This window comes from Nonomuraea sp. B12E4 (assembly GCF_039871825.1).
In the GTDB taxonomy this organism is placed as follows: domain Bacteria; phylum Actinomycetota; class Actinomycetes; order Streptosporangiales; family Streptosporangiaceae; genus Nonomuraea.
In genome coordinates, this window is the sequence record NZ_JBDPME010000006.1 from 1 (window position 1) to 17,498 (window position 17,498).

The 17,498-nt window shown below is 68.9% G+C and carries 19 protein-coding genes and 1 rRNA gene; 10 read left to right on the top strand and 10 right to left on the bottom strand.

From position 1 onward, the window contains the following. The first annotated feature begins 2 nt into the window (after window positions 1–2). A 5S ribosomal RNA gene (gene rrf, locus ABGB18_RS15840) occupies window positions 3–119 on the top strand. A gap of 59 nt (window positions 120–178) precedes the next feature. Here the strand turns inward: rrf and ABGB18_RS15845 are convergent. Further along, window positions 179–631 carry an Lrp/AsnC family transcriptional regulator gene (locus ABGB18_RS15845; RefSeq protein WP_347696249.1) on the bottom strand — a complete coding sequence of 151 codons (453 nt, stop codon included), beginning with the start codon at window positions 629–631 and terminating at the stop codon, window positions 179–181. Window positions 632–759: 128 nt separating this feature from the next. Between ABGB18_RS15845 and ABGB18_RS15850 the strand changes: the two genes are divergently transcribed. Beyond that, a complete protein-coding gene (locus ABGB18_RS15850; protein ID WP_347696250.1) occupies window positions 760–1,647 on the top strand; it encodes a phenylalanine 4-monooxygenase in 888 nt (295 codons plus the stop codon). 168 nt (window positions 1,648–1,815) lie between these two features. Beyond that, window positions 1,816–2,631, top strand: coding sequence for a serine hydrolase (locus ABGB18_RS15855; RefSeq protein ID WP_347696251.1), 816 nt, complete (start codon window positions 1,816–1,818; stop codon window positions 2,629–2,631). Here ABGB18_RS15855 and ABGB18_RS15860 read toward each other — a convergent pair. The 5 genes from ABGB18_RS15860 to pstS are packed head-to-tail and all read right to left on the bottom strand — an operon-like array spanning window position 2,600 to window position 7,094. Further along, window positions 2,600–3,298, bottom strand: coding sequence for a response regulator transcription factor (locus ABGB18_RS15860; RefSeq protein ID WP_347696252.1), 699 nt, complete (start codon window positions 3,296–3,298; stop codon window positions 2,600–2,602). The two genes, ABGB18_RS15855 and ABGB18_RS15860, sit on opposite strands and share 32 nt — an antisense overlap. 26 nt (window positions 3,299–3,324) lie before the next feature. Further along, window positions 3,325–4,101 (bottom strand): phosphate ABC transporter ATP-binding protein PstB, encoded by a 777-nt coding sequence (pstB, locus tag ABGB18_RS15865; RefSeq protein WP_347696253.1) that lies wholly within the window; start codon window positions 4,099–4,101, stop codon window positions 3,325–3,327. 15 nt (window positions 4,102–4,116) lie between these two features. Continuing rightward, the gene (gene pstA / locus ABGB18_RS15870; protein WP_347696254.1) at window positions 4,117–5,004 is read right to left on the bottom strand and encodes a phosphate ABC transporter permease PstA; all 888 of its coding nucleotides are present in this window, start codon (window positions 5,002–5,004) and stop codon (window positions 4,117–4,119) included. Next, entirely contained in the window at window positions 5,001–5,981 is a 981-nt protein-coding gene (gene pstC / locus ABGB18_RS15875; protein ID WP_347696255.1) for a phosphate ABC transporter permease subunit PstC, read from the bottom strand. Before pstC ends, pstA begins: the two co-directional genes overlap by 4 nt. Before the next feature lie 6 nt (window positions 5,982–5,987). Continuing rightward, window positions 5,988–7,094, bottom strand: coding sequence for a phosphate ABC transporter substrate-binding protein PstS (gene pstS / locus ABGB18_RS15880; protein WP_347696256.1), 1,107 nt, complete (start codon window positions 7,092–7,094; stop codon window positions 5,988–5,990). Between the two features lie 119 nt (window positions 7,095–7,213). On the opposite strand from pstS, the gene ABGB18_RS15885 reads away from it, so the two are divergent. Beyond that, window positions 7,214–7,687, top strand: a complete 474-nt coding sequence (locus tag ABGB18_RS15885; protein ID WP_347696257.1) for a low molecular weight protein-tyrosine-phosphatase — start codon at window positions 7,214–7,216, stop codon at window positions 7,685–7,687. Beyond that, window positions 7,674–8,459: a fructosamine kinase family protein gene (locus ABGB18_RS15890; RefSeq protein WP_347696258.1), complete on the top strand. Its 786-nt coding sequence runs from the start codon at window positions 7,674–7,676 to the stop codon at window positions 8,457–8,459. The genes ABGB18_RS15885 and ABGB18_RS15890 overlap by 14 nt, the downstream gene beginning before the upstream one ends. Window positions 8,460–8,477: 18 nt before the next feature. On the opposite strand, the gene ABGB18_RS15895 is transcribed toward ABGB18_RS15890, so the two are convergent. Continuing rightward, complete coding sequence (locus tag ABGB18_RS15895; RefSeq protein WP_347696259.1) at window positions 8,478–9,464, bottom strand: TetR/AcrR family transcriptional regulator; 987 nt, start codon at window positions 9,462–9,464, stop codon at window positions 8,478–8,480. Between the two features lie 64 nt (window positions 9,465–9,528). Here ABGB18_RS15895 and ABGB18_RS15900 point away from each other — a divergent pair, with 64 nt between their 5' ends. After that, window positions 9,529–11,229, top strand: coding sequence for a right-handed parallel beta-helix repeat-containing protein (locus ABGB18_RS15900; protein ID WP_347696260.1), 1,701 nt, complete (start codon window positions 9,529–9,531; stop codon window positions 11,227–11,229). Here ABGB18_RS15900 and hisN read toward each other — a convergent pair. Next, a complete protein-coding gene (hisN, locus tag ABGB18_RS15905) occupies window positions 11,226–12,017 on the bottom strand; it encodes a histidinol-phosphatase (protein WP_347696261.1) in 792 nt (263 codons plus the stop codon). The genes ABGB18_RS15900 and hisN overlap by 4 nt on opposite strands. A gap of 90 nt (window positions 12,018–12,107) precedes the next feature. On the opposite strand from hisN, the gene ABGB18_RS15910 reads away from it, so the two are divergent. After that, window positions 12,108–12,563: a DUF4442 domain-containing protein gene (locus tag ABGB18_RS15910; RefSeq protein WP_347696262.1), complete on the top strand. Its 456-nt coding sequence runs from the start codon at window positions 12,108–12,110 to the stop codon at window positions 12,561–12,563. A 198-nt stretch (window positions 12,564–12,761) separates the two neighbouring features. On the opposite strand, the gene rsgA is transcribed toward ABGB18_RS15910, so the two are convergent. Beyond that, window positions 12,762–13,877 (bottom strand): ribosome small subunit-dependent GTPase A, encoded by a 1,116-nt coding sequence (gene rsgA / locus ABGB18_RS15915; protein WP_347696263.1) that lies wholly within the window; start codon window positions 13,875–13,877, stop codon window positions 12,762–12,764. A 155-nt stretch (window positions 13,878–14,032) separates the two neighbouring features. On the opposite strand from rsgA, the gene ABGB18_RS15920 reads away from it, so the two are divergent. Beyond that, window positions 14,033–14,494 carry a hypothetical protein gene (locus ABGB18_RS15920; protein WP_347696264.1) on the top strand — a complete coding sequence of 154 codons (462 nt, stop codon included), beginning with the start codon at window positions 14,033–14,035 and terminating at the stop codon, window positions 14,492–14,494. Here the strand turns inward: ABGB18_RS15920 and aroA are convergent. Then, window positions 14,457–15,746, bottom strand: coding sequence for a 3-phosphoshikimate 1-carboxyvinyltransferase (gene aroA / locus ABGB18_RS15925; RefSeq protein ID WP_347696265.1), 1,290 nt, complete (start codon window positions 15,744–15,746; stop codon window positions 14,457–14,459). The genes ABGB18_RS15920 and aroA overlap by 38 nt on opposite strands. A 434-nt stretch (window positions 15,747–16,180) precedes the next feature. On the opposite strand from aroA, the gene ABGB18_RS15930 reads away from it, so the two are divergent. Both ABGB18_RS15930 and ABGB18_RS15935 read left to right on the top strand, forming a co-directional pair. Continuing rightward, window positions 16,181–16,936: an SOS response-associated peptidase gene (locus tag ABGB18_RS15930; RefSeq protein WP_347696266.1), complete on the top strand. Its 756-nt coding sequence runs from the start codon at window positions 16,181–16,183 to the stop codon at window positions 16,934–16,936. A 156-nt stretch (window positions 16,937–17,092) separates the two neighbouring features. After that, window positions 17,093–17,425 carry a TraR/DksA C4-type zinc finger protein gene (locus ABGB18_RS15935; protein WP_347696267.1) on the top strand — a complete coding sequence of 111 codons (333 nt, stop codon included), beginning with the start codon at window positions 17,093–17,095 and terminating at the stop codon, window positions 17,423–17,425. The last annotated feature ends 73 nt before the right edge of the window (window positions 17,426–17,498 follow it).

Here is a 17,498-nt window from a genome sequence, read left to right on the forward strand (position 1 = left end):
GTTACGGCGGTTATGGCGGGGAGGAAACACCCGGTTACATTCCGAACCCGGAAGTTAAGCTTCTCAGCGCCGATGGTACTGCACTCGGGAGGGTGTGGGAGAGTAGGTCGCCGCCGGACAATCTTTGTGAGGGGGTTCGACACCTTGAGGGTGTCGGACCCCCTCTTTTTTGTTTCCGTTAGAGGTTCTGCAGAAGGGGCTCTATGCGGAAGGGGATCTGGGTGGACAGGGCGATCGTGGTGTCGGTGCGCTGTACCGCCGGGGACGTCAGGATGTGGGCGATGATCTCCTGGAGGTGCTCGGTGGTGCGGGCCACCACTCGGCACAGCAGGTCGTGTTGACCGCTCGTGCCGTGGACCTCCAGGATCTGGGGAACGGCGTTCAGGGCGTCGACCGCCTCCGCGAGCCGGCCCTGGGCGATCTGCAGCCAGACGAAGGCCAGGATGGGGTGGCCGGCGTGGGCGGGGGAGACCGTTGGGCCGAAATTCTCGATCACGCCCCTGGTCGTCAGTTTCTCCACGCGGGCCTGGACGGTGCCCCTGGCCACGCCGAGGAGGCGGGCCAGCTCGGTCAGGCCGATGCGAGGGTGGGCGCGCATGGTCACGAGGAGGCGGGCATCGAGGTCGTCCATCCGAGGTCACTCCGAAGGCTGTGCGATTCGTCCAGAAAATAGCTGTTTGGGAGTACGGAAGCTAGCGTATCGCGCAGTTGAACTGGCCGCTCTTGCCAGAAAAAGCCGCGTTTGGTGTCATTTGAGGCATGTTTGAGGAAGCCCAGTACTTCGCCCCGGTCGCTGCCCAGGAGGATGGGTCGGTGGTGGTGGAGTTGGCCGCGTCCCATCCGGGGTTCGCTGATCCGGTGTACCGGGAGCGGCGGAACGCCATCGCGCAGTTGGCGCTGGACTACGAGCCGGGGACGCCTATCCCCTCGGCCGAGTACAGCGAGCAGGAGCATGCGGTGTGGGAGATGGTCGCCAGGGAGCTGGGGGTCAAGCACCAGACGTACGCCACCGGTGAATACCTTGACGGCGCGGCTCGGCTGGGGCTGCCTCAGGACCGGGTCCCGCAGCTGGAGGAGGTGTCCAAGCTGCTGGAGCCGCTGACCGGGTTCCGGTATCGGCCGGCGGCGGGGCTGGTGCCGTTGCGGGAGTTCTACGGGGTGCTGGCGGACGGGTTCTTCCATTCGACGCAGTACGTCAGGCACCACTCCGTGCCCTTCTACACGCCCGAGCCCGACGTCATCCACGAGGTGATCGGGCACGCCAACGCCCTGGCGCACCCCCGGTACGCCGCCCTCTACCGCCTGGCCGGGCAGGCCGCGCGGCGGGTCGAGGGGGAGGAGGCGCTGGAGTTCGTGTCGAAGGTGTTCTGGTTCACCATGGAGTTCGGGGTGATGGCGGAGGGGCGCGATCTCAAGGCGTACGGGGCGGGGATCCTGTCGTCGTACGGGGAGATCGAGGAGTTCCGTGGCATGGACATCCGGCCGCTGGAGCTGGGGGCCATGGGGGCGACCGAGTACGACATCACGAAATATCAGGATGTGCTGTTCAGAGCCGAGTCGCTGCAGCACCTGGAGGATGTCGTGGGTGGCTTCTGGGACTCGTGTGACGACGATGCAGTCGCGAGACTCCTGGCTACTGGAGTCTAGCGATGTGTCTGGATTTTTCGTGATAATGCTTGGGTGATCGGGGGCTGGGGACGGGCGATACCACGGTTGGTCATCGCGATCGCCCTGGCCCTGCCGCTCATTACGCCGCCCCGGGACGTCTCAGAGGGGTCGCAGGCGGCCGCTTCCGTGCCAGGTGACCTGACACGCATGGCGAAGGTGTCCGGGGCTCAGGAGGCGCTCCTGGGGAAGCTCGAGGAGACCGCGGGGGTGGAGAATCTCCGCCCGGTCCCGGTCAAGGAGATCGACAGGCGACTGAACCGCTATCTGGCGGGCCGGCCGGGGCCGGTCAGCGCGATGGTCAAGGATCTGGCGACCGGGCGGGTCTATCGGTACCACGCGGGTGAGAGCATGATCACGGCGAGTTCGGCCAAGGTGCAGATCCTGCTGGCGCTGTTGCTCAAGACGCCGTGGGAGAAGCTGTCCGGGGATGTCAGGCGCGATGCCGAGCTGATGATCCGCCACAGCGACAATCAGGCGGCCGACCGGCTCTGGCTCCGGATCGGAGGTGCCGCCGGGTTCACCGAGGCGGGCAGGCGGTTCGGACTCAAGCACACGCAGGGCGTGCCCGGCGACTGCGTGGACCTGTATTGCTGGGGCATCACCCGTACGTCCGCGGAAGACCAGGTCCGCCTCATGCAGGCCCTCGTGTCCGGGAAAGGCCCGCTCCGGAGGAAGGAGCGCGACCAGGTGCTCAGGCTCATGGGCGCGGTCGTCGACGGGCAGGACTGGGGCGTCAGCGTCGCGGCGTGCGAGGGCGACCGGGTGGCGCTGAAGAACGGCTGGCTCAAGCGGGTGTCGAACAAGCTCTGGGCGACGATCAGCGTGGGCCTGGTCCGAGGCGAGGGGCGCGACTACGCCATTGCCGTACTCACTGAGGGTAGTCCCGAGGTTGGGTACGGCATGGCGACCGTCGAAGGCGTAGTGCGGAGGATTATGCAGTCGTTCCGGAAATGCTCGGCGTGACGAGACGGTAGCCCACCCCGCGTACGGTCTGGATGAGCTGGTCGTCCTCGTCGCCCAGCCGCGCGCGCAGGCGTTTGACGTGGACGGCGATCGTGTTCGTCGAGGTGGTCGCCGCCGCGTGCCACACGTGGCGCATGATCTGCTCCCGGGTGACCGTACGGTCGGCGTTGCGCATCAGATACTGCAGCAGTTCGAACTCCCGCAGCGGGAGGTGCACGGTCCGGCCGCCGACGCGCACCTGGTAGGCCTGCACGTCCAGCTCGACCCCGCCGACGGCGAGGACCTTGCGGGACTCGGGCGAGGCCGCCTGGATGAACGGCAGCAACTCGGCGACCCGGTAGGGCCGGGCCACGCAGGCCGCCGCACCCGCGGCGAGCGCGCGTACGGCCTGCTCGGCATGGCCCTCGCCGACGCCGAGCAGGACCGGTACGGCTCTGGCCAGGCGCACCGCGCGGACGAACTCCACCGAGTCGATGACCGGAAGCGCGGCCGAGACGAGCACCACGTCCGGTTGCATGGCGCCCGCCTGCAGCAGCCCTTGGGCTCCGTCGGGCACGCCGGTGACGGCCACCCCCTCGCGTTCGAGGGCGGTGGCCAACTCCTCCACCACGGCGCCATCGGGATCGGCGATGAGCAGTACGGGCTTTGTCCTCGTGTCCCCGTTCATCGTGGATGCCGCCTGCTGTTGGGTCATCAGCCGAAGCGCCCCGTGATGTAGTCCTCCGTCGCCTTCTGAGATGGATTGGTAAACATGCGGGACGTTTCGTCCATCTCGATGACCTTGCCGGGCTTGCCCTGCTCGGCCAGGTTGAAGAACGCCGTCCGGTCACTGACCCGAGCGGCCTGCTGCATGTTGTGCGTCACGATGACGATCGTGTACTGGTCCTTCAGCTTGGCCATGAGGTCCTCGATGGCCAGCGTGGAGATCGGGTCGAGCGCTGAGCAGGGCTCGTCCATCAGCAGGACCTGCGGCTTGACCGCGATGGCCCGGGCGATGCAGAGCCGCTGCTGCTGACCGCCGGACAGGCCCGCGCCGGGCTTGTTGAGGCGGTCCTTGACCTCGTTCCATAGGTTGGCGCCCTGCAGCGACTCCTCCACGATCGTGTCGAGCTTCGACTTGCTGATGCGGCCGTTGAGCCGGAGCCCGGCGGCCACGTTCTCGTAGATCGACATCGTGGGGAACGGGTTGGGGCGCTGGAAGACCATGCCGATCAGGCGGCGGACGGAGACGGGCTCCACGGTGGGGCCGTACAGGTCCTCGCCGTCGAGCAGCACCTTGCCATCCACGCGAGCACCAGGGATCACCTCGTGCATGCGGTTGAGCGTGCGCAGGAACGTCGACTTACCGCATCCGGACGGGCCGATGAACGCGGTGATCGAGCGAGGCTCGATGGTCATCGACACGTCCTCGATCGCCTTGTGCGACCCGTAGTACGCGTCGAGACCCGAGACCTGGATCTGCTTGGACATTGTGGCGGTTACCCCCTATCGGCCCCTGGCAGGTGCGCGCCACCAGGCGATCAGGCGCGCTACCAGGTTGAGCAGCATGACGATCAAGATGAGCGTGAGCGCGCCGGTCCACGCCCGGTCGATGGCGGTGTCGTTGGGGCGGGCCGCCTGGTCGAAGACGAAGAGCGGCAGGCCCATCTGCGGCCCCGTGAACGGGTCGTTGTTGATGGAGTTGGTGAAGAACACCGTCATCAGCAGCGGTGCCGTCTCGCCGGCTACCCTGGCGACGGCCAGCATGATACCGGTGACGATGCCGGTGAACGCCGTCGGCAGCACGACCTTGACGATGGTGCGCCACTTGGACACGCCCAGCGCGTATGAGGCCTCGCGCAGGTCGTTGGGCACCAGCCGGAGCATTTCCTCGGCCGATCTGACCACGGTCGGCATCATCAGGATGGACAGCGCGAGCGCGCCCGCCCAGCCGGAGAACTGGAAGCCCAGGAACAGGATCCAGAACGCGAAGACGAACAGGCCGGCAACGACGGAAGGGACGCCGGTCATGACGTCCACGAAGAAGCTGATGGCGCGGCTCAGCCGACCGCCCTCGCCGTATTCGACCAGGTAGATCGCGGTGAGCAGGCCGATCGGGACCGAGATGACGGACGCGAGCAGGACCTGTTCCAGGGTGCCGATGATCGCGTGGTAGGCACCGCCGCCGATGTCCCTGGCGCCGATGCCGCGCATGGAGTGGGTCAGGAACTCCATGTCGAAGCGGGCCAGGCCGTTGGAGATGACCAGCCAGAGCACCGACACGAGCGGCACCACGGCCAGCACGAAGGCGAGGTAGACCAGGCCCTTGACGAAGCGGTCCTTGAACCTGCGGCCCGCCGAGATGTGCCGGATCCCTGTCATTGTCGTCGTCATGCGCCTGCCCTCGCGTATTCCTTGCGGCGGTTGATGATCAGACGGGCGCCCGTGTTGACCAGCAACGTGATGACGAACAGCACCAGGCCGGAGGCGATGAGGGCGCCGCGCCCGACCTCGTTGGCCTCGCCGAAGCCGTTGGCGATGTTGGCGGCGATGCTGTTGGCGTGCGGGGTGAGGATCTGGAAGGAGATGTCGAAGGTCGCGGGGAAGATCAGCGCGACCGCGATGGTCTCGCCCATGGCCCGGCCGAGGCCGAGCATCGCGGCGCTGATGACGCCCGGGCGGCCGAAGGGCAGGACCGCCATCCTGATCATCTCCCAGCGGGTGGCGCCGAGTGCCAGGGCGGCTTCCTCGTTCATTTTCGGCGCCTGCAGGAAGACCTCGCGGGAGATGGCCGCGATGATCGGCAGGATCATGATCGCCAGGACGACCGCGCCCGCGAGCATGGTCTTGCCCCCGATGATGCCCTCGCCGCCGAACAGCGGGAACCAGCCGAGGTTCTCGTTCAGCCACTGTGACGGCGTGCGCAGCAGCGGCACCAGGAACGTCACGCCCCACAGGCCGTAGACCACGCTGGGGACGGCGGCGAGCAGGTCGATCAGGTAGCCGAGCGGCGCGGCCAGCCGGCGGGGGGCGTAGTGGGAGATGAACAGCGCGACGCCGACCGCGATGGGGGTGGCGATGACCAGGGCGAGCGCGGAGCTGAGCACGGTGCCGAAGGCCAGGGCGCCGATGCCGAACACCTTGCTGCTGTTGGGCTCCCAGATCAGGTCGCCGAAGAAGCTGCCCTCGTTCGCCTGCAGGGCGGGGATGGCCTCGCTGATGAGGAACACGGCGATGGCCGCCATGATCGCCAGCAGGACGACGCCCGCCGCGGTGGAGAGGAACCGGAACAGTCCTTCACCGTGGGTGCGCCGCGAGGCGGACCGGCCCATGGCCGGCCCGCCGTCACGGGTTTTGGTGTTGGTCGCCATCGGTCGTTAGGAGATCGCCTCGACCGCGGAACGGACCTTGGTGAGCAGGGTGCCGGCCAGCGGGGCGTAGCCCAGCTCCTTCAGGGCGGCCTGGCCCTCGTCACTGGCGGTGTAGGTGAGGAAGCCCTTCACCAGCTTCGACTCCTCGGCCGACAGGCCCTTCTCGCAGGTGATCTCGTAGGTCACCAGGACGATCGGGTAGGCGCCCGCGGTCTTGGTGGCGTAGTCGATCGACAGGGCCAGGTCGTTGCCGGTGCCCTTGATCTCGGCCGTCTCGACGGTCTTGGCCGCGCTCTCGGCGGTCAGCTCGACGAACTCGCCGGCGCCGTTGGCGACCTTGGCCTTCTGCAGCGAGGAGTTCTCGGCGTAGGAGAGCTCGACGTAGCTGACCGCGCCCTCGGTGTCCTTCACCGAGGCGGCGATCTGGTCGGAGCCCTTGGCACCCTGACCCTTGGCCTCGGCGGGCCACGCCTTGGCGGGCTCGTAGGGCCACTCGGCGGTGGCCTTGAGGAACTTGGTGAAGTTGTCGCTGGTGCCCGACTCGTCAGAGCGGTGGAACGCCTGGATCGGGACGGACGGCAGCGTCGCGTTCGGGTTGTCGGCCTTGATCGCGGCGTCGTCCCACTTGGTGATCGTGCTGTTGAAGATGCCGGCGAGCGTCTTGGGGGACAGCTGCAGGCCGTCGACGCCGGGCAGGTTGTAGACGACCGCGACCGGGCCGGTCACCATCGGGATGTTGATCGCCTTGCCGGTCTTGCACCGGGCGTCGGCCTGGGCGGGCTCGTCGTCCTTGAGCGCCGAGTCGGAGCCGGCGAAGGCGACGGTGCCCTGGATGAACGACTGCACGCCCGCGCCGGAGCCGCTGGGCTGGTAGTTAAGAGTGACGCCCGGGTTGGTGGCCGTGAAGTTCTTCGTCCACTCGGTGATCGCGTTGGCCTGGGCAGAGGAGCCCGCGGCGTTGATCGTGCCACTCAGACCAGCGTCGCTGCCCGCGGAGGCGGTGGCGGAGGTCGTGGTGCCGCTGCCTGCGGGCGTGTTGTCATCAGTGCCGCACGCAGCGAGCGAGAGCGCGCCGACAACGGCGACGGCGGCGAGCCGGCTTGCATACTTCACGGTTGGGTCCTCCCACTTGGTCCTTAGTCGCCATGAAGTTATGCAGCCAAGGTGACCCAGACCCCCTACCCAGGGTGAACGTTCGGTGAACGCGCCAGGTCGCCGCCATGATGGGTGCTATGACGTATCGCGTATGCCTGGTGTGCATGGGAAACATCTGCCGGTCACCGATGGCGGAGATCGTTCTCCGCCACACGCTCAATGAACGTGGCCTGGGCGAACGGGTCACCGTCGAGAGCGCGGGGACGGGCGGCTGGCACGTGGGAGACCCCATGGACGAGCGTGCGCTGGCCATCCTCGCCCAACATGGTTACGACGGAACGGTGCACCGGGCCCGGCAGTTCACCAGGGATTGGTTCGCCCGTTACGATCTGGTTCTCGCGATGGACCGAGACAACCAGGTCACCCTGCGCCGGCTGGCGCCCCCGGACGTGGAGGTGCGGCTGTTCCGCTCGTTCGATCCGGCGGCGCCGCCCGAGGCCGAGGTGCCCGATCCGTACTACGGGGGGCGTGAGGGGTTCGAGGAGGTGCTCGCCCTGGTCGAGGCGGCTTCCGAGGGGGTGGCCAAGCACATTGCCGATGAGATCGGTTAGCGACCTGGGCGCCTCGCACGGGTGGCGGCTCCAGCGGGGGCTGCTCGACGACGGGCGCGAGGTGTTCGCGAAGACGGGGGCGGCATCCGAGGTGTTCGCGTCGGAGGCGGCCGGGCTGCGGTGGCTGGGCGAGGCGATCGCGGTGCCCGAGGTGGTGGAGGTCGGCGCGGACCGGCTCGTCCTGTCCTGGGTACGCCAGGAGCCGCCGTCCCCGGGGGCCGCCGAGCGGTTCGGGCGTGCGCTGGCCGCCATGCACCGGGCCGGGGCGGCGCGTTTCGGGGCGCCGTGGCCGGGGTTCATCGCCGAGTTGCCGATGGACAACTCGGCCGCGCCCGACTGGCCCGCGTTCTACGGCTCGCGGCGGGTGCTGCCGTTCCTGCGGATCGCCCGGTTGCCCGCGGCGGACGTCGCCCTGGTCGAGCGGGCCGTGGAGCGCTTCGCCGAGGTCGCGGGGCCGGCCGAGCCGCCCGCCCGGATCCACGGGGATCTGTGGAGCGGGAACGTGTTGTGGTCCGGGGGGTCGGGGGTGCTGATCGATCCCGCCGCGCACGGGGGGCATCGAGAGACGGATCTGGCCATGCTGGAGCTGTTCGGGTTGCCATACCTGGATCGGGTGCTGGGGGCCTATCGGGAGGAGTGGCCGCCGGCGGAGGGGTGGGTGGAGCGGGTGCCGCTACATCAGCTGCATCCGCTGCTCGTGCACGTGGTTCTGTTCGGCGGAGGCTATCGGGATGCCTTGATGAACGCCGTGCGGCGGGTGCTGGCGCTCTAGCGTGTGCGGTGCCTGGCTCTAGCGTGTGCGGCGTCTGTAGGCGCGCTGGCGGCAGGCCCGGGAGCAGTAGACGCGGGGGCGGCCCGTGGGGGTGGGGTCCAAGGGGCGGCCGCATTCCTGGCAGATTTCGTCACGCTTTTCGTCACGTTCTTGGATGAGGGCTTCGATGCCGTCGAGGAGGCGGCGCAGGCCGAACTCGAAGGAGTCCTCCGGGTGGTGCCAGCCGCCCGACCTCCACAGGCTGCTGAGGGTGGGGTAGCGGTCGAGGTGGGCGTAAAGGGAGTCGCGGGCGCCCCACCACTCCTGCTCGGAGACACCGCTGCGGCGCTCCTCGCGCTGGGTCTCGACCAGGGTCAGCGCCTCGGCGTCCACGAAGCGGCCGACCAGGCCGACGGCGGCGATCACCTCGGACGGCTTGAGTGCGGTGTCGGTCAGGGTGCTGAGCAGGTAGTCGTAGTGGGCGACGGCGTTGGGTCCGGGGAGGTGGCGGGTGCCGCGAATCTCGGCCAGCCAGGGGTGTCTCTTGCGGATCTGCCAGGCTTGATGGACGGCGGTGGCCAGCCGGTCCCGCCAGGTCTCCGTCGCGGGCTTTCCGGCCGTCTGCTCGGTTAGGTCGGTTGTTGGGGTGGTTCGGGCCTCTTCCTCGGTGGTTCGGTCGGGTGTTGGGGTGGCCAGGGCCTCTTCCTCGATGGTTCGGTCGGCTGTTTGCGTGGTTCGGGCCTCTTCCCGGGCGGTTCGCACGGTTGGGTGCTCACCGAGGACGTGGTCGCGCATCAGCTCCACGAGCTGGTCGCGGCCGGGTACGTGGCGGTAGAGCGACATGGTCGTGAAGCCGAGGCGGTCGGCGACCTTGCGCATCGACAGGCCGTCCAGACCCTCGGCGTCGGCCAGTTCGACGGCGGCGCGCACGATCCTGGCCAGGCTCAGGCCGGGGCGCGGCTCGTGCTCCCGCGCCCGCCACAGCAGCTCCACCCTGCGGTCGGGATCGTCCCCGCCCGTTGTCATGTGCGTCCTCCTTGTTTATGGTGTACTACTACGTGTACGGCATAAACTGCAAAGGAGGACGCAGATGTTCCGGTTCCACGTCGCGCCCGACGGCAGCGATTCCTGGCCCGGCTCACTCGACCGCCCGTTCGCCAGCCTCGAACGTGCCCAGGCGGCGGCTCGCGCGGTGGGTGGTGACGCCGTCGTCCAGCTCCGGGGCGGCACCCACCTGCTGACCCGGCCGCTGGAGCTCACCGAGGCGGACTCCGGGGTCGTCTTCCAGGCCCACGGCTACGGGACCGCCGAGCAGGAGGAGCCCACGGTGAGCGGCGGCCGCCCGATCGGCGGGTGGGAGGAGCGGGACGGAGTGTGGACGGCCGAGGTCGGTGGGCTCGACACCCGGCAGCTCTACGTGGACGGGGAGCGGGTTCCGCGGGCCTCCATCTCCGGGCTGCCCGGCTCTCCGAGCACGAATGAGACGGGTTACGTCACGCAGGCGCTCGGATGGCGGAATCCGGAGGACGTCGAGTTCGTCTACCGCGAGGTTTATCCCTGGACCGAGGCGCGATGCGGGGTGGCCGGGGTCGCGGAGGACGGGGAATCGGCCGTGGTGACCATGGCGCAGCCTGGGTTTCGGTGGGCGTACGAGCTGTACAACGCCACCTGGGACGGCAACACCTCTCGCGGGCCGGGGCTGCCGACCCGGATCGAGAACGACGCGAGTTTCCTCACCTCGCCGGGGGCCTTCGTGCTCGATCGTTCGCGTGGCGTGCTGCTCTACCGGCCTCGGCCGGGGGAGGACCCCGTGCGTACGCGGGTGGTGACGCCGGTCCTGGAGACCCTGGTGAGGGTCGCGGGGGCGCGGGATGTGGCGTTCAAGGGGCTGGTGTTCGCCGAGGCCACCTGGACGCGTCCGAGCCGTGCGGAGGGGTTCCTGCACTATCACGGCAGCGGCTACTACGAGGGCGGCGGTGTCGAGACGGCCCACCTGGGCGAGGGGGCGTCGGTGACGTATCCGGTGGCGTCGGCCGTCATCCCCGCCTGCGTGCGGGTCGAGGACGCGGCGGGGGTGCTGGTCGAGGGGTGCCGGTTCACCCGGCTGGGGGCGTCCGGGCTGGGGATCTCCGGTGGGGACGGGGTCGTGGTGCGGGGATGCGACTTCGACTCCTTGTCCGCCTCGGCCATCACGGTGTCCGGAGGGCGGGGGACGGTGGTGGAGGACAACTGGGTTCACCACGTGGCGGTCGAATACAGCGGATCACCGGCGATCACCGTGTCAGGGGTGTCGGGATGTCGCGTGGTGAACAACGAGATCAACGACGTTCCGCACTGTGGCATCGTCGTCGGGCCCGGTGAGGGGGCGCACATCTTGCGCAACCTGACCGTGGACACCATGCAGGTGCTGGCCGACGGGGGTGGGATCTATCTGTCCGGGACCCAAGGGGACTCGTGGGACAACGGGGCCGTAGTGCGGGGGAACGTCATCAAGGACACGCGGACGCCGTACAACTTCGCGCTTTACACCGACTACGGGGCCTCATGGGTGACCGTCGAGGGGAACGTGGTCATGCGGGGCGACAACACCGCCGTTCTGACGGTCGCGCCGCCGCTGCGGAACGTGATCTATCGGGGGAACGCCTGGGACGCCGATCCGGTGGGTCACGACAGCCCGCCGGACGGGGTCACGTACGAGGGGAATGTGACGTACAAGGATGAACGGGAGATGAACGCCGCGACCGCTGCCATCCAGTCCGAGGCCGGGTTGCGGCGGACGCGCGGGCGTTAGCGAACGGTGCCGTTGAGGCGGCCGAGGACCTCGTCGTGCAGGGTGCCGTTGGTGCAGATGAGGCTGCCGCCTTCCAGGCCCCGTACGCCGGCGAGGTCGCTCCACACGCCGCCGGCCTCCTCGACGATCACGGTGAGCGCCGCCATGTCCCACGGCGACAGCTCGGGCTCGGCCGACAGGTCCACCGAGCCCTCGGCGACCATCATGTGGGACCAGAAGTCGCCGTAAGCCCTGGTGCGCCAGCAGGCGCGGCTGAGGTCGAGGAAGTTGTCCAGCCTGCCGGTCTTCTCCCAGCCGCCGAAGCTGGAGTAGGAGAACGACGCGTCCTCCAGGGTGGACACGGAGGACACCTGCATGCGGGAGGCCTTGGTCAGGCTCTTGCCCGTCCACGCGCCGCCCTCGGCCGCCGCCCACCAGCGCCGGCCGAGCGCGGGGGCCGAGACCAGGCCCACGACGACCTTGCCGTACTCCATGAGGGCGATCAGGGTGGCCCAGACGGGGACGCCGCGTACGTAGTTCTTGGTGCCGTCGATGGGATCGATGATCCACGACCTGGCGCCCCAGCCGGTCTTGCCGAACTCCTCGCCCACGACGGCGTCGCGCGGCCGGGCTCGGCGCAGCGTGCCGCGGATGGCCTCCTCCACGGTGCGGTCGGCGTCGCTGACCGGGGTCAGGTCGGGCTTGGTGTCGACCTTGAGATCGACCGCCTTGAACCGTCGCATGGTCAGGTCGTCGGCGGCGTCCGCCATGACGTGGGCCAAGCGGAGATCATCGTTATAACCCTGCACGATGGCCCACGCTACCGTGTCGGGTATACCGAACATCAGTCACCAACGGCCCCTTTCTGGTAACTCTCGTCCCAGTTACTCGTCGGTAGCATGTCGCGTATGTCACTTGATGTCGGAGCTTTGCTGCTGGAAATGGTCCCGTTTGCTAGGACTTTGGGTATTGCGTGGGATTCGGTGGGGGATGGGCGGGCCATTTGCCGGCTGCCCGATCGGGAGGAATTGCACAATCACGTGGCCGGGCCGCACGCGGGCGCACTCTTCACCCTTGCCGAGACGGCGTCGGGGGCCGCGATGCTGTCGGTCTTCGGGGATCAGCTCGAGCGGGCGGTGCCGCTGGCCACGTCCGCGCGGGTCGAATACCGGAAAGTGGCCAAGGGGGAGGTGCGGGCCGAGGCTCGGGTGCTGAGGGCTCGGGAGGGCGTCGTAGGGGCGCTGGATGCGGGGGAGCGGCCGGAGTTCGACGTGGCGGTGGATGTACGGAACGGGGATGGGGAAGTGGTCTGCGTCCTGAACGTGACGTGGACACTGCGCCCCAACCGAGGCTGACCGGGGCGCCCAGGTCTGGGCCCCGGCCCGGCTCCGGTGCCCGGGCCTGGACCGCGGTGCCCAGGTCCGAACTTCGGCCCGACCGGGTGTCCAGGTCCGGGTGTCCAGGTCCGGGTGTCCAGGTCCGGGTGTCCAGGTCCGGGGGTCCAGGTCCGGGGGTCCGGCGTACGGAGTCCGGCCGGGGGCCGGGGGCCGGGGTCAATTCTGGTCTGGGAGTTCGGGCTGGGCCGGGCCTTGGGGTCGGGGAGTGTCGTCGGGGGTGCCTTCGCGGCTGGCCAGGAGGCGGCGGAGGGACTCCAGGCGGGCAGGGTCGGCGTTGCCGGCGGCCACCCAGGCTTCCAGGGCGCAGTCCTCGTCCAGGTGGGTGCAGCCCTTGGGGCACTTGACGGTGCCCTCGATGAGGTCGGGGAACGCGGCCAGGACCGTCTCCACCGACACGTGCGCCAGGCCGAAGCTGCGGACGCCGGGCGTGTCGATGATCCAGCCGCCGTCCGGCAGTTCCAGGGCCACGGCCGAGGTGGAGGTGTGGCGGCCGCGGCCGGTCACGGCGTTGACCTGGGAGACGGCACGGTTGGCGGCCGGCACCAGGGCGTTGACCAGGGTGGACTTGCCGACGCCCGAGTGGCCGACCAGGACGCTGGTGCGGCCGGTCAGTTGGTCGCGAAGCTCCTCCAGTGAGCCGCCTTTCCGCACGACGACATGCGGGACGCCGAGGGGCTCGTACAGGGCCACCAGCTCGTTAGGCGGGGCCAGGTCGGACTTGGTGAGGCACAGCAGCGTGTCGATCTCGGCGTCGAACGCCGCCACCAGGATCCGGTCGATCATGCGGGGCCGGGGCGGCGGGTCCGCCAGGGCGGTCACGATGACGAGCTGGTCGGCGTTGGCCACGACCGGGCGTTCGATGCCGTCGGTGTCTTCGGTGTCGTCGGCCGAGCGGCGCAACATCGAGCTGCGGGGCTCCACGCGTACGACCCTGGCCAGGGTGTCGGGCCGGCCCGACACGTCGCCGACCAGGGCGACCCGGTCGCCCACCACGATGCCCTTGCGGCCCAGCTCGCGCGCCTTCATCGCGACCACCAGGCGTCGCTGCGGCGGCTTGCGCTTCTGGGCCGAACCCCTCGGGCGCTCCGGCTCGACCAGGGTCGTGTAGCGGCCCCGGTCCACGGCCACCACGAAACCCTCGACGGCGTCCTCGTGCGCAGGACGGATCCGCGTCCGTGGCCTGGAGCCCTTGCTCGGCCTGACCCGTACGTCGTCCTCGTCGTATTCCCGCTTCCTCAGCGGTCTGCTCCCATGCGCTCGCGTTCCTTTCATCGGGCTGTGGATGCTGCTCATCGGGGGAAGGGGCTGCGTTCGCCCTGGCGTCATCGGTAGGTTGCGGGAACGAACCGCCCGGAATCGCCTGACCGAGACGGCTCGCCGCCGTGAGCGGCTGGCGCCGCCGGTGGTGATGCTAATGGTGGCCGGTGGTGGAGCCGGTGGAGCCGGTGGTTCGCCACCCGGTGGCGGGTGGTGTTGTCCTGTTGAACGTTTTCGCCCTGCAGAACGTTTCCGTCCCGCTTTACGGTTTCGCCCTGCTCGGCGTGCTCGCTCTGTCGAGGGGGCCTGCCCTGTCGAGGGTGCTTGCCCTGGTAGACATGCCCGTTCTTCGGGGCGTGCCTGCTCTGCGGAGCGTATTTGCTCTGCTGGGTGTGCTTGCTCAGCGGGGGGTTGGTGTCCTGCTGGGCGTGCTCGCTCTGCTGAACGTTGGTGTCCAGCCGAGCGTTCGCGCCCTGAACGTCTTTGTCGCCATGTGGCCGGCGGCTTGTCAGCACAAGCACGCGCCGCCCATTTCCGAAGTGCCCGGCGCTTCCCCTGCGAAACCAGACGGGGCCGCCCGGCAAGCGGGCTCGGTCATCGGGATTCCAGCATCGCCGCCCACATTTGGGTGAACTCCGGGAGGGTCTTGGCGGTGGTCGCGATGTTTTCCACCGCCAGGCCGGGCACCGTCAGGCCGATCACGGCGCCCGCCGTGGCCATGCGGTGGTCGTCGTAGCTGTGGAACACGCCGCCGTGCAGCGGGCGCGGGCGGATGATCAGGCCGTCGTCGGTCTCCTCCGCGTCGCCGCCCAGCTGGTTGATCTCCGTGACCAGCGCCGCCAGGCGGTCGGTCTCGTGGCCGCGCAGATGGCTCACGCCCCGGATGCGGCTCGGTGTGGTGGCGAGCGCGGCCAGGGCGGCGATCGTCGGGGTCAGCTCGCCCACGTCGTGCAGATCGGCATCGATGCCGGAGATCTCACCCGTGCCGGTGACCACGAGGTCGGTGGCGCCGGTGGGGGCGTCGCGGCGGGCGACTGTGGCGCCCATCATCGTCAGTAGGTTGCGCAGGGCGTCGCCCGGCTGGGTGGTCCGCAGGGGCCAGGCGGGGATCGTGACCGAACCGCCGGTCACCAGGGCGGCGGCCAGGAACGGGGCGGCGTTGGACAGGTCGGGCTCCACCGTCGTGTCCCTGGCCGTGATCGGGCCGGGCTCGACCCGCCACACGTCGCGCTCGCTGTCGTCCACCCTGACGCCCACTGCCCTGAGCATCTGCACGGTCATCTCGATGTGCGGCTGTGAGGGCACCGGCGGGCCCACGTGGCGGATCGTGACGCCCTTCTCGAAACGTGCCGCCGTGAGCAGCAACCCCGACACGAACTGCGACGATCCCGACGCGTCCAGGGTGACCTCGCCGCCCGTCAGCGGGCCACTGATCGTGAACGGCAGCGCGTCGTTGTCGATCCGCGCCCCCAGCGAACGCAGGGCGTCGAGGATCGGACCCATCGGACGCTTGCGGGCGTGCGGGTCGCCGTCGAAGGACACCGGCCCGTCGGCCAGGGCGGCCACCGGCGGGACGAAACGCATGACCGTGCCCGCCAGCCCGGCGTCGATGTGCGCGCCGCCGCGGATCGGGCCCGGGGTCACCTGCCAGTCGACCGCCGCGCTCGTCTCGTTGGACGCCACCAGGGTCGTGCCCAGTGCCCTCAGCGCGGACGCCATCAGGTCCGCGTCTCGGCTGCGCAGCGCCCGGCGGACGACTCCGGGGCCGTCGGCGAGGGCGGCGAGCAGGAGCGCGCGGTTGGTCACCGACTTGGAGCCGGGCAACGGGACGGTGGCGGTGACCGGGGCGGTCGCCGTGGGTGCTGGCCAGTGCGGAGCGGGCATGGTCAAAGACTACTGGCCCTGGTGGGGGTGGGTCACAGCCTGTGGATGACGGCCCTGTGGCGCTGGGGGCTTGTGGATGACGAAGCCGATGACGACTCTGCGGGATCGTCGGAAGCCGGAGGAGGAGCAGGAAGCCAGGGGGTGATTTTTAGCGATCCGATGACTTCTGTGGGCGTGCTGGGGAGTTGGGAATTCGGCGGTGCTGGAGGGGCTTCGGCGGTGTCGTAGGGATGAGGGCGGGGGTTTCGGTGCTGAGGGTTCGCTGGAGGTGAGGGACGAGCTCGGGGCATGTCGTGGCTGCGGGGTTCTGGACACCGGGGGTGCGGGGGAGACGACGTCTCCGGGGCCGGAGGGTGGGGGCTTCTGTGGGGAGGCGGAGTGTGTGGGCTGGAACTGGATATGCGGGCGGAACTTCGACGTGGCAATGTGGGGACATGTGCGGTAGATACGCCTCGGCGCGAAAGAAGCATGAGCTGCTGGAGGAGTTCGAGGTCGAGCTCGACGGCGATCCGGAAACGGAACTTGGCGCCGACTACAATGTCGCGCCCACCAAGAATGTCTACGCCGTGCTGAGCCGCGTCCCCAAAGAGGCCCCCAAAGCGGCCGAACGAGCGATACGCCAGCTCAGGACCGTGAAATGGGGCCTGGTGCCCGCCTGGGCAAAAGATCCGTCGATCGGGTCCAGGCTGATCAACGCCAGGATCGAGACGGTGGCGGAGAAGCCGTCGTTCCGTCAGGCGTTCGCCAGGCGCAGGTGCCTGCTCCCGGCCGACGGCTACTTCGAATGGATGCCGGTCGAGGGCGAGAAGAAGAAGCAGCCGTACTTCATCCACCCCGAAGACGGCGGGGTGCTGGCCATGGCCGGGCTGTACGAGTTCTGGAAGGACCCCTCGCGCGACGACGACGACCCGCTCAAGTGGCTGGTCACGTGCACCGTCATCACCACCCAGGCCGAGGACGAGATCGGCCGCATCCATGACCGGATGCCCATGATGATCGAACGCGACCGCTGGGCCGAATGGCTCGATCCCAAGCTGACCGACATCGAGCGGGCCTCGGGACTGCTGGTGCCCGCCGATCAGGGGAGGCTCACCGCGTATCCGGTCTCGACGGACGTCAACAATGTCCGGAACAACGGCCCAGACCTCATCAAACCTCTGATGGACGACGGGGAAACAGCGCTCTTCTAAAGGTGTAAGAAGCGCGGTAATTGGGCATCCGGTGAGGAAAGCGATGCATCCGTTCACTCGGTTTCACCGCCAAAAAAATCCCCCAATTGCACCGGGCGGGACAACCGGGGAGTCCACGCTGCGGGTTGCCCTCATTTCACCCGGAGGTGCGGATTCGTGGACGTCACGACCGCTCGTGAGCGGCTGGAAGACATGCTCGCGGAATTGGACCGCTCGATCGGGGTCCTGCAGGGAGACCCTGTCGCCGTACGCGAGCATTCCGCAGCCGACGCGGGCTCAGACCTGACAGACGCCGATCGCGCGCAGGCCATGCTCACCGTGGCCACCGCACAGCGGCGCGCGGTCATCGAGGCGCTGAAACGCGTCGAAGAAGGCACGTACGGCCAGTGTGTCGACTGCCACAGGCCGGTCCCGGAGGGCCGGCTCGAAGCGCGCCCGGAGGCGGCGCGCTGCGTGCAGTGCCAGGGCAAGAGAGAGCGCCGCCGCTAGTCGCCGAACAGGCCGCCGGCCACGAAGAACGGCGGCTCCGGCAGCGGCGGCTCAACTTTTTGCGCCGAACGGC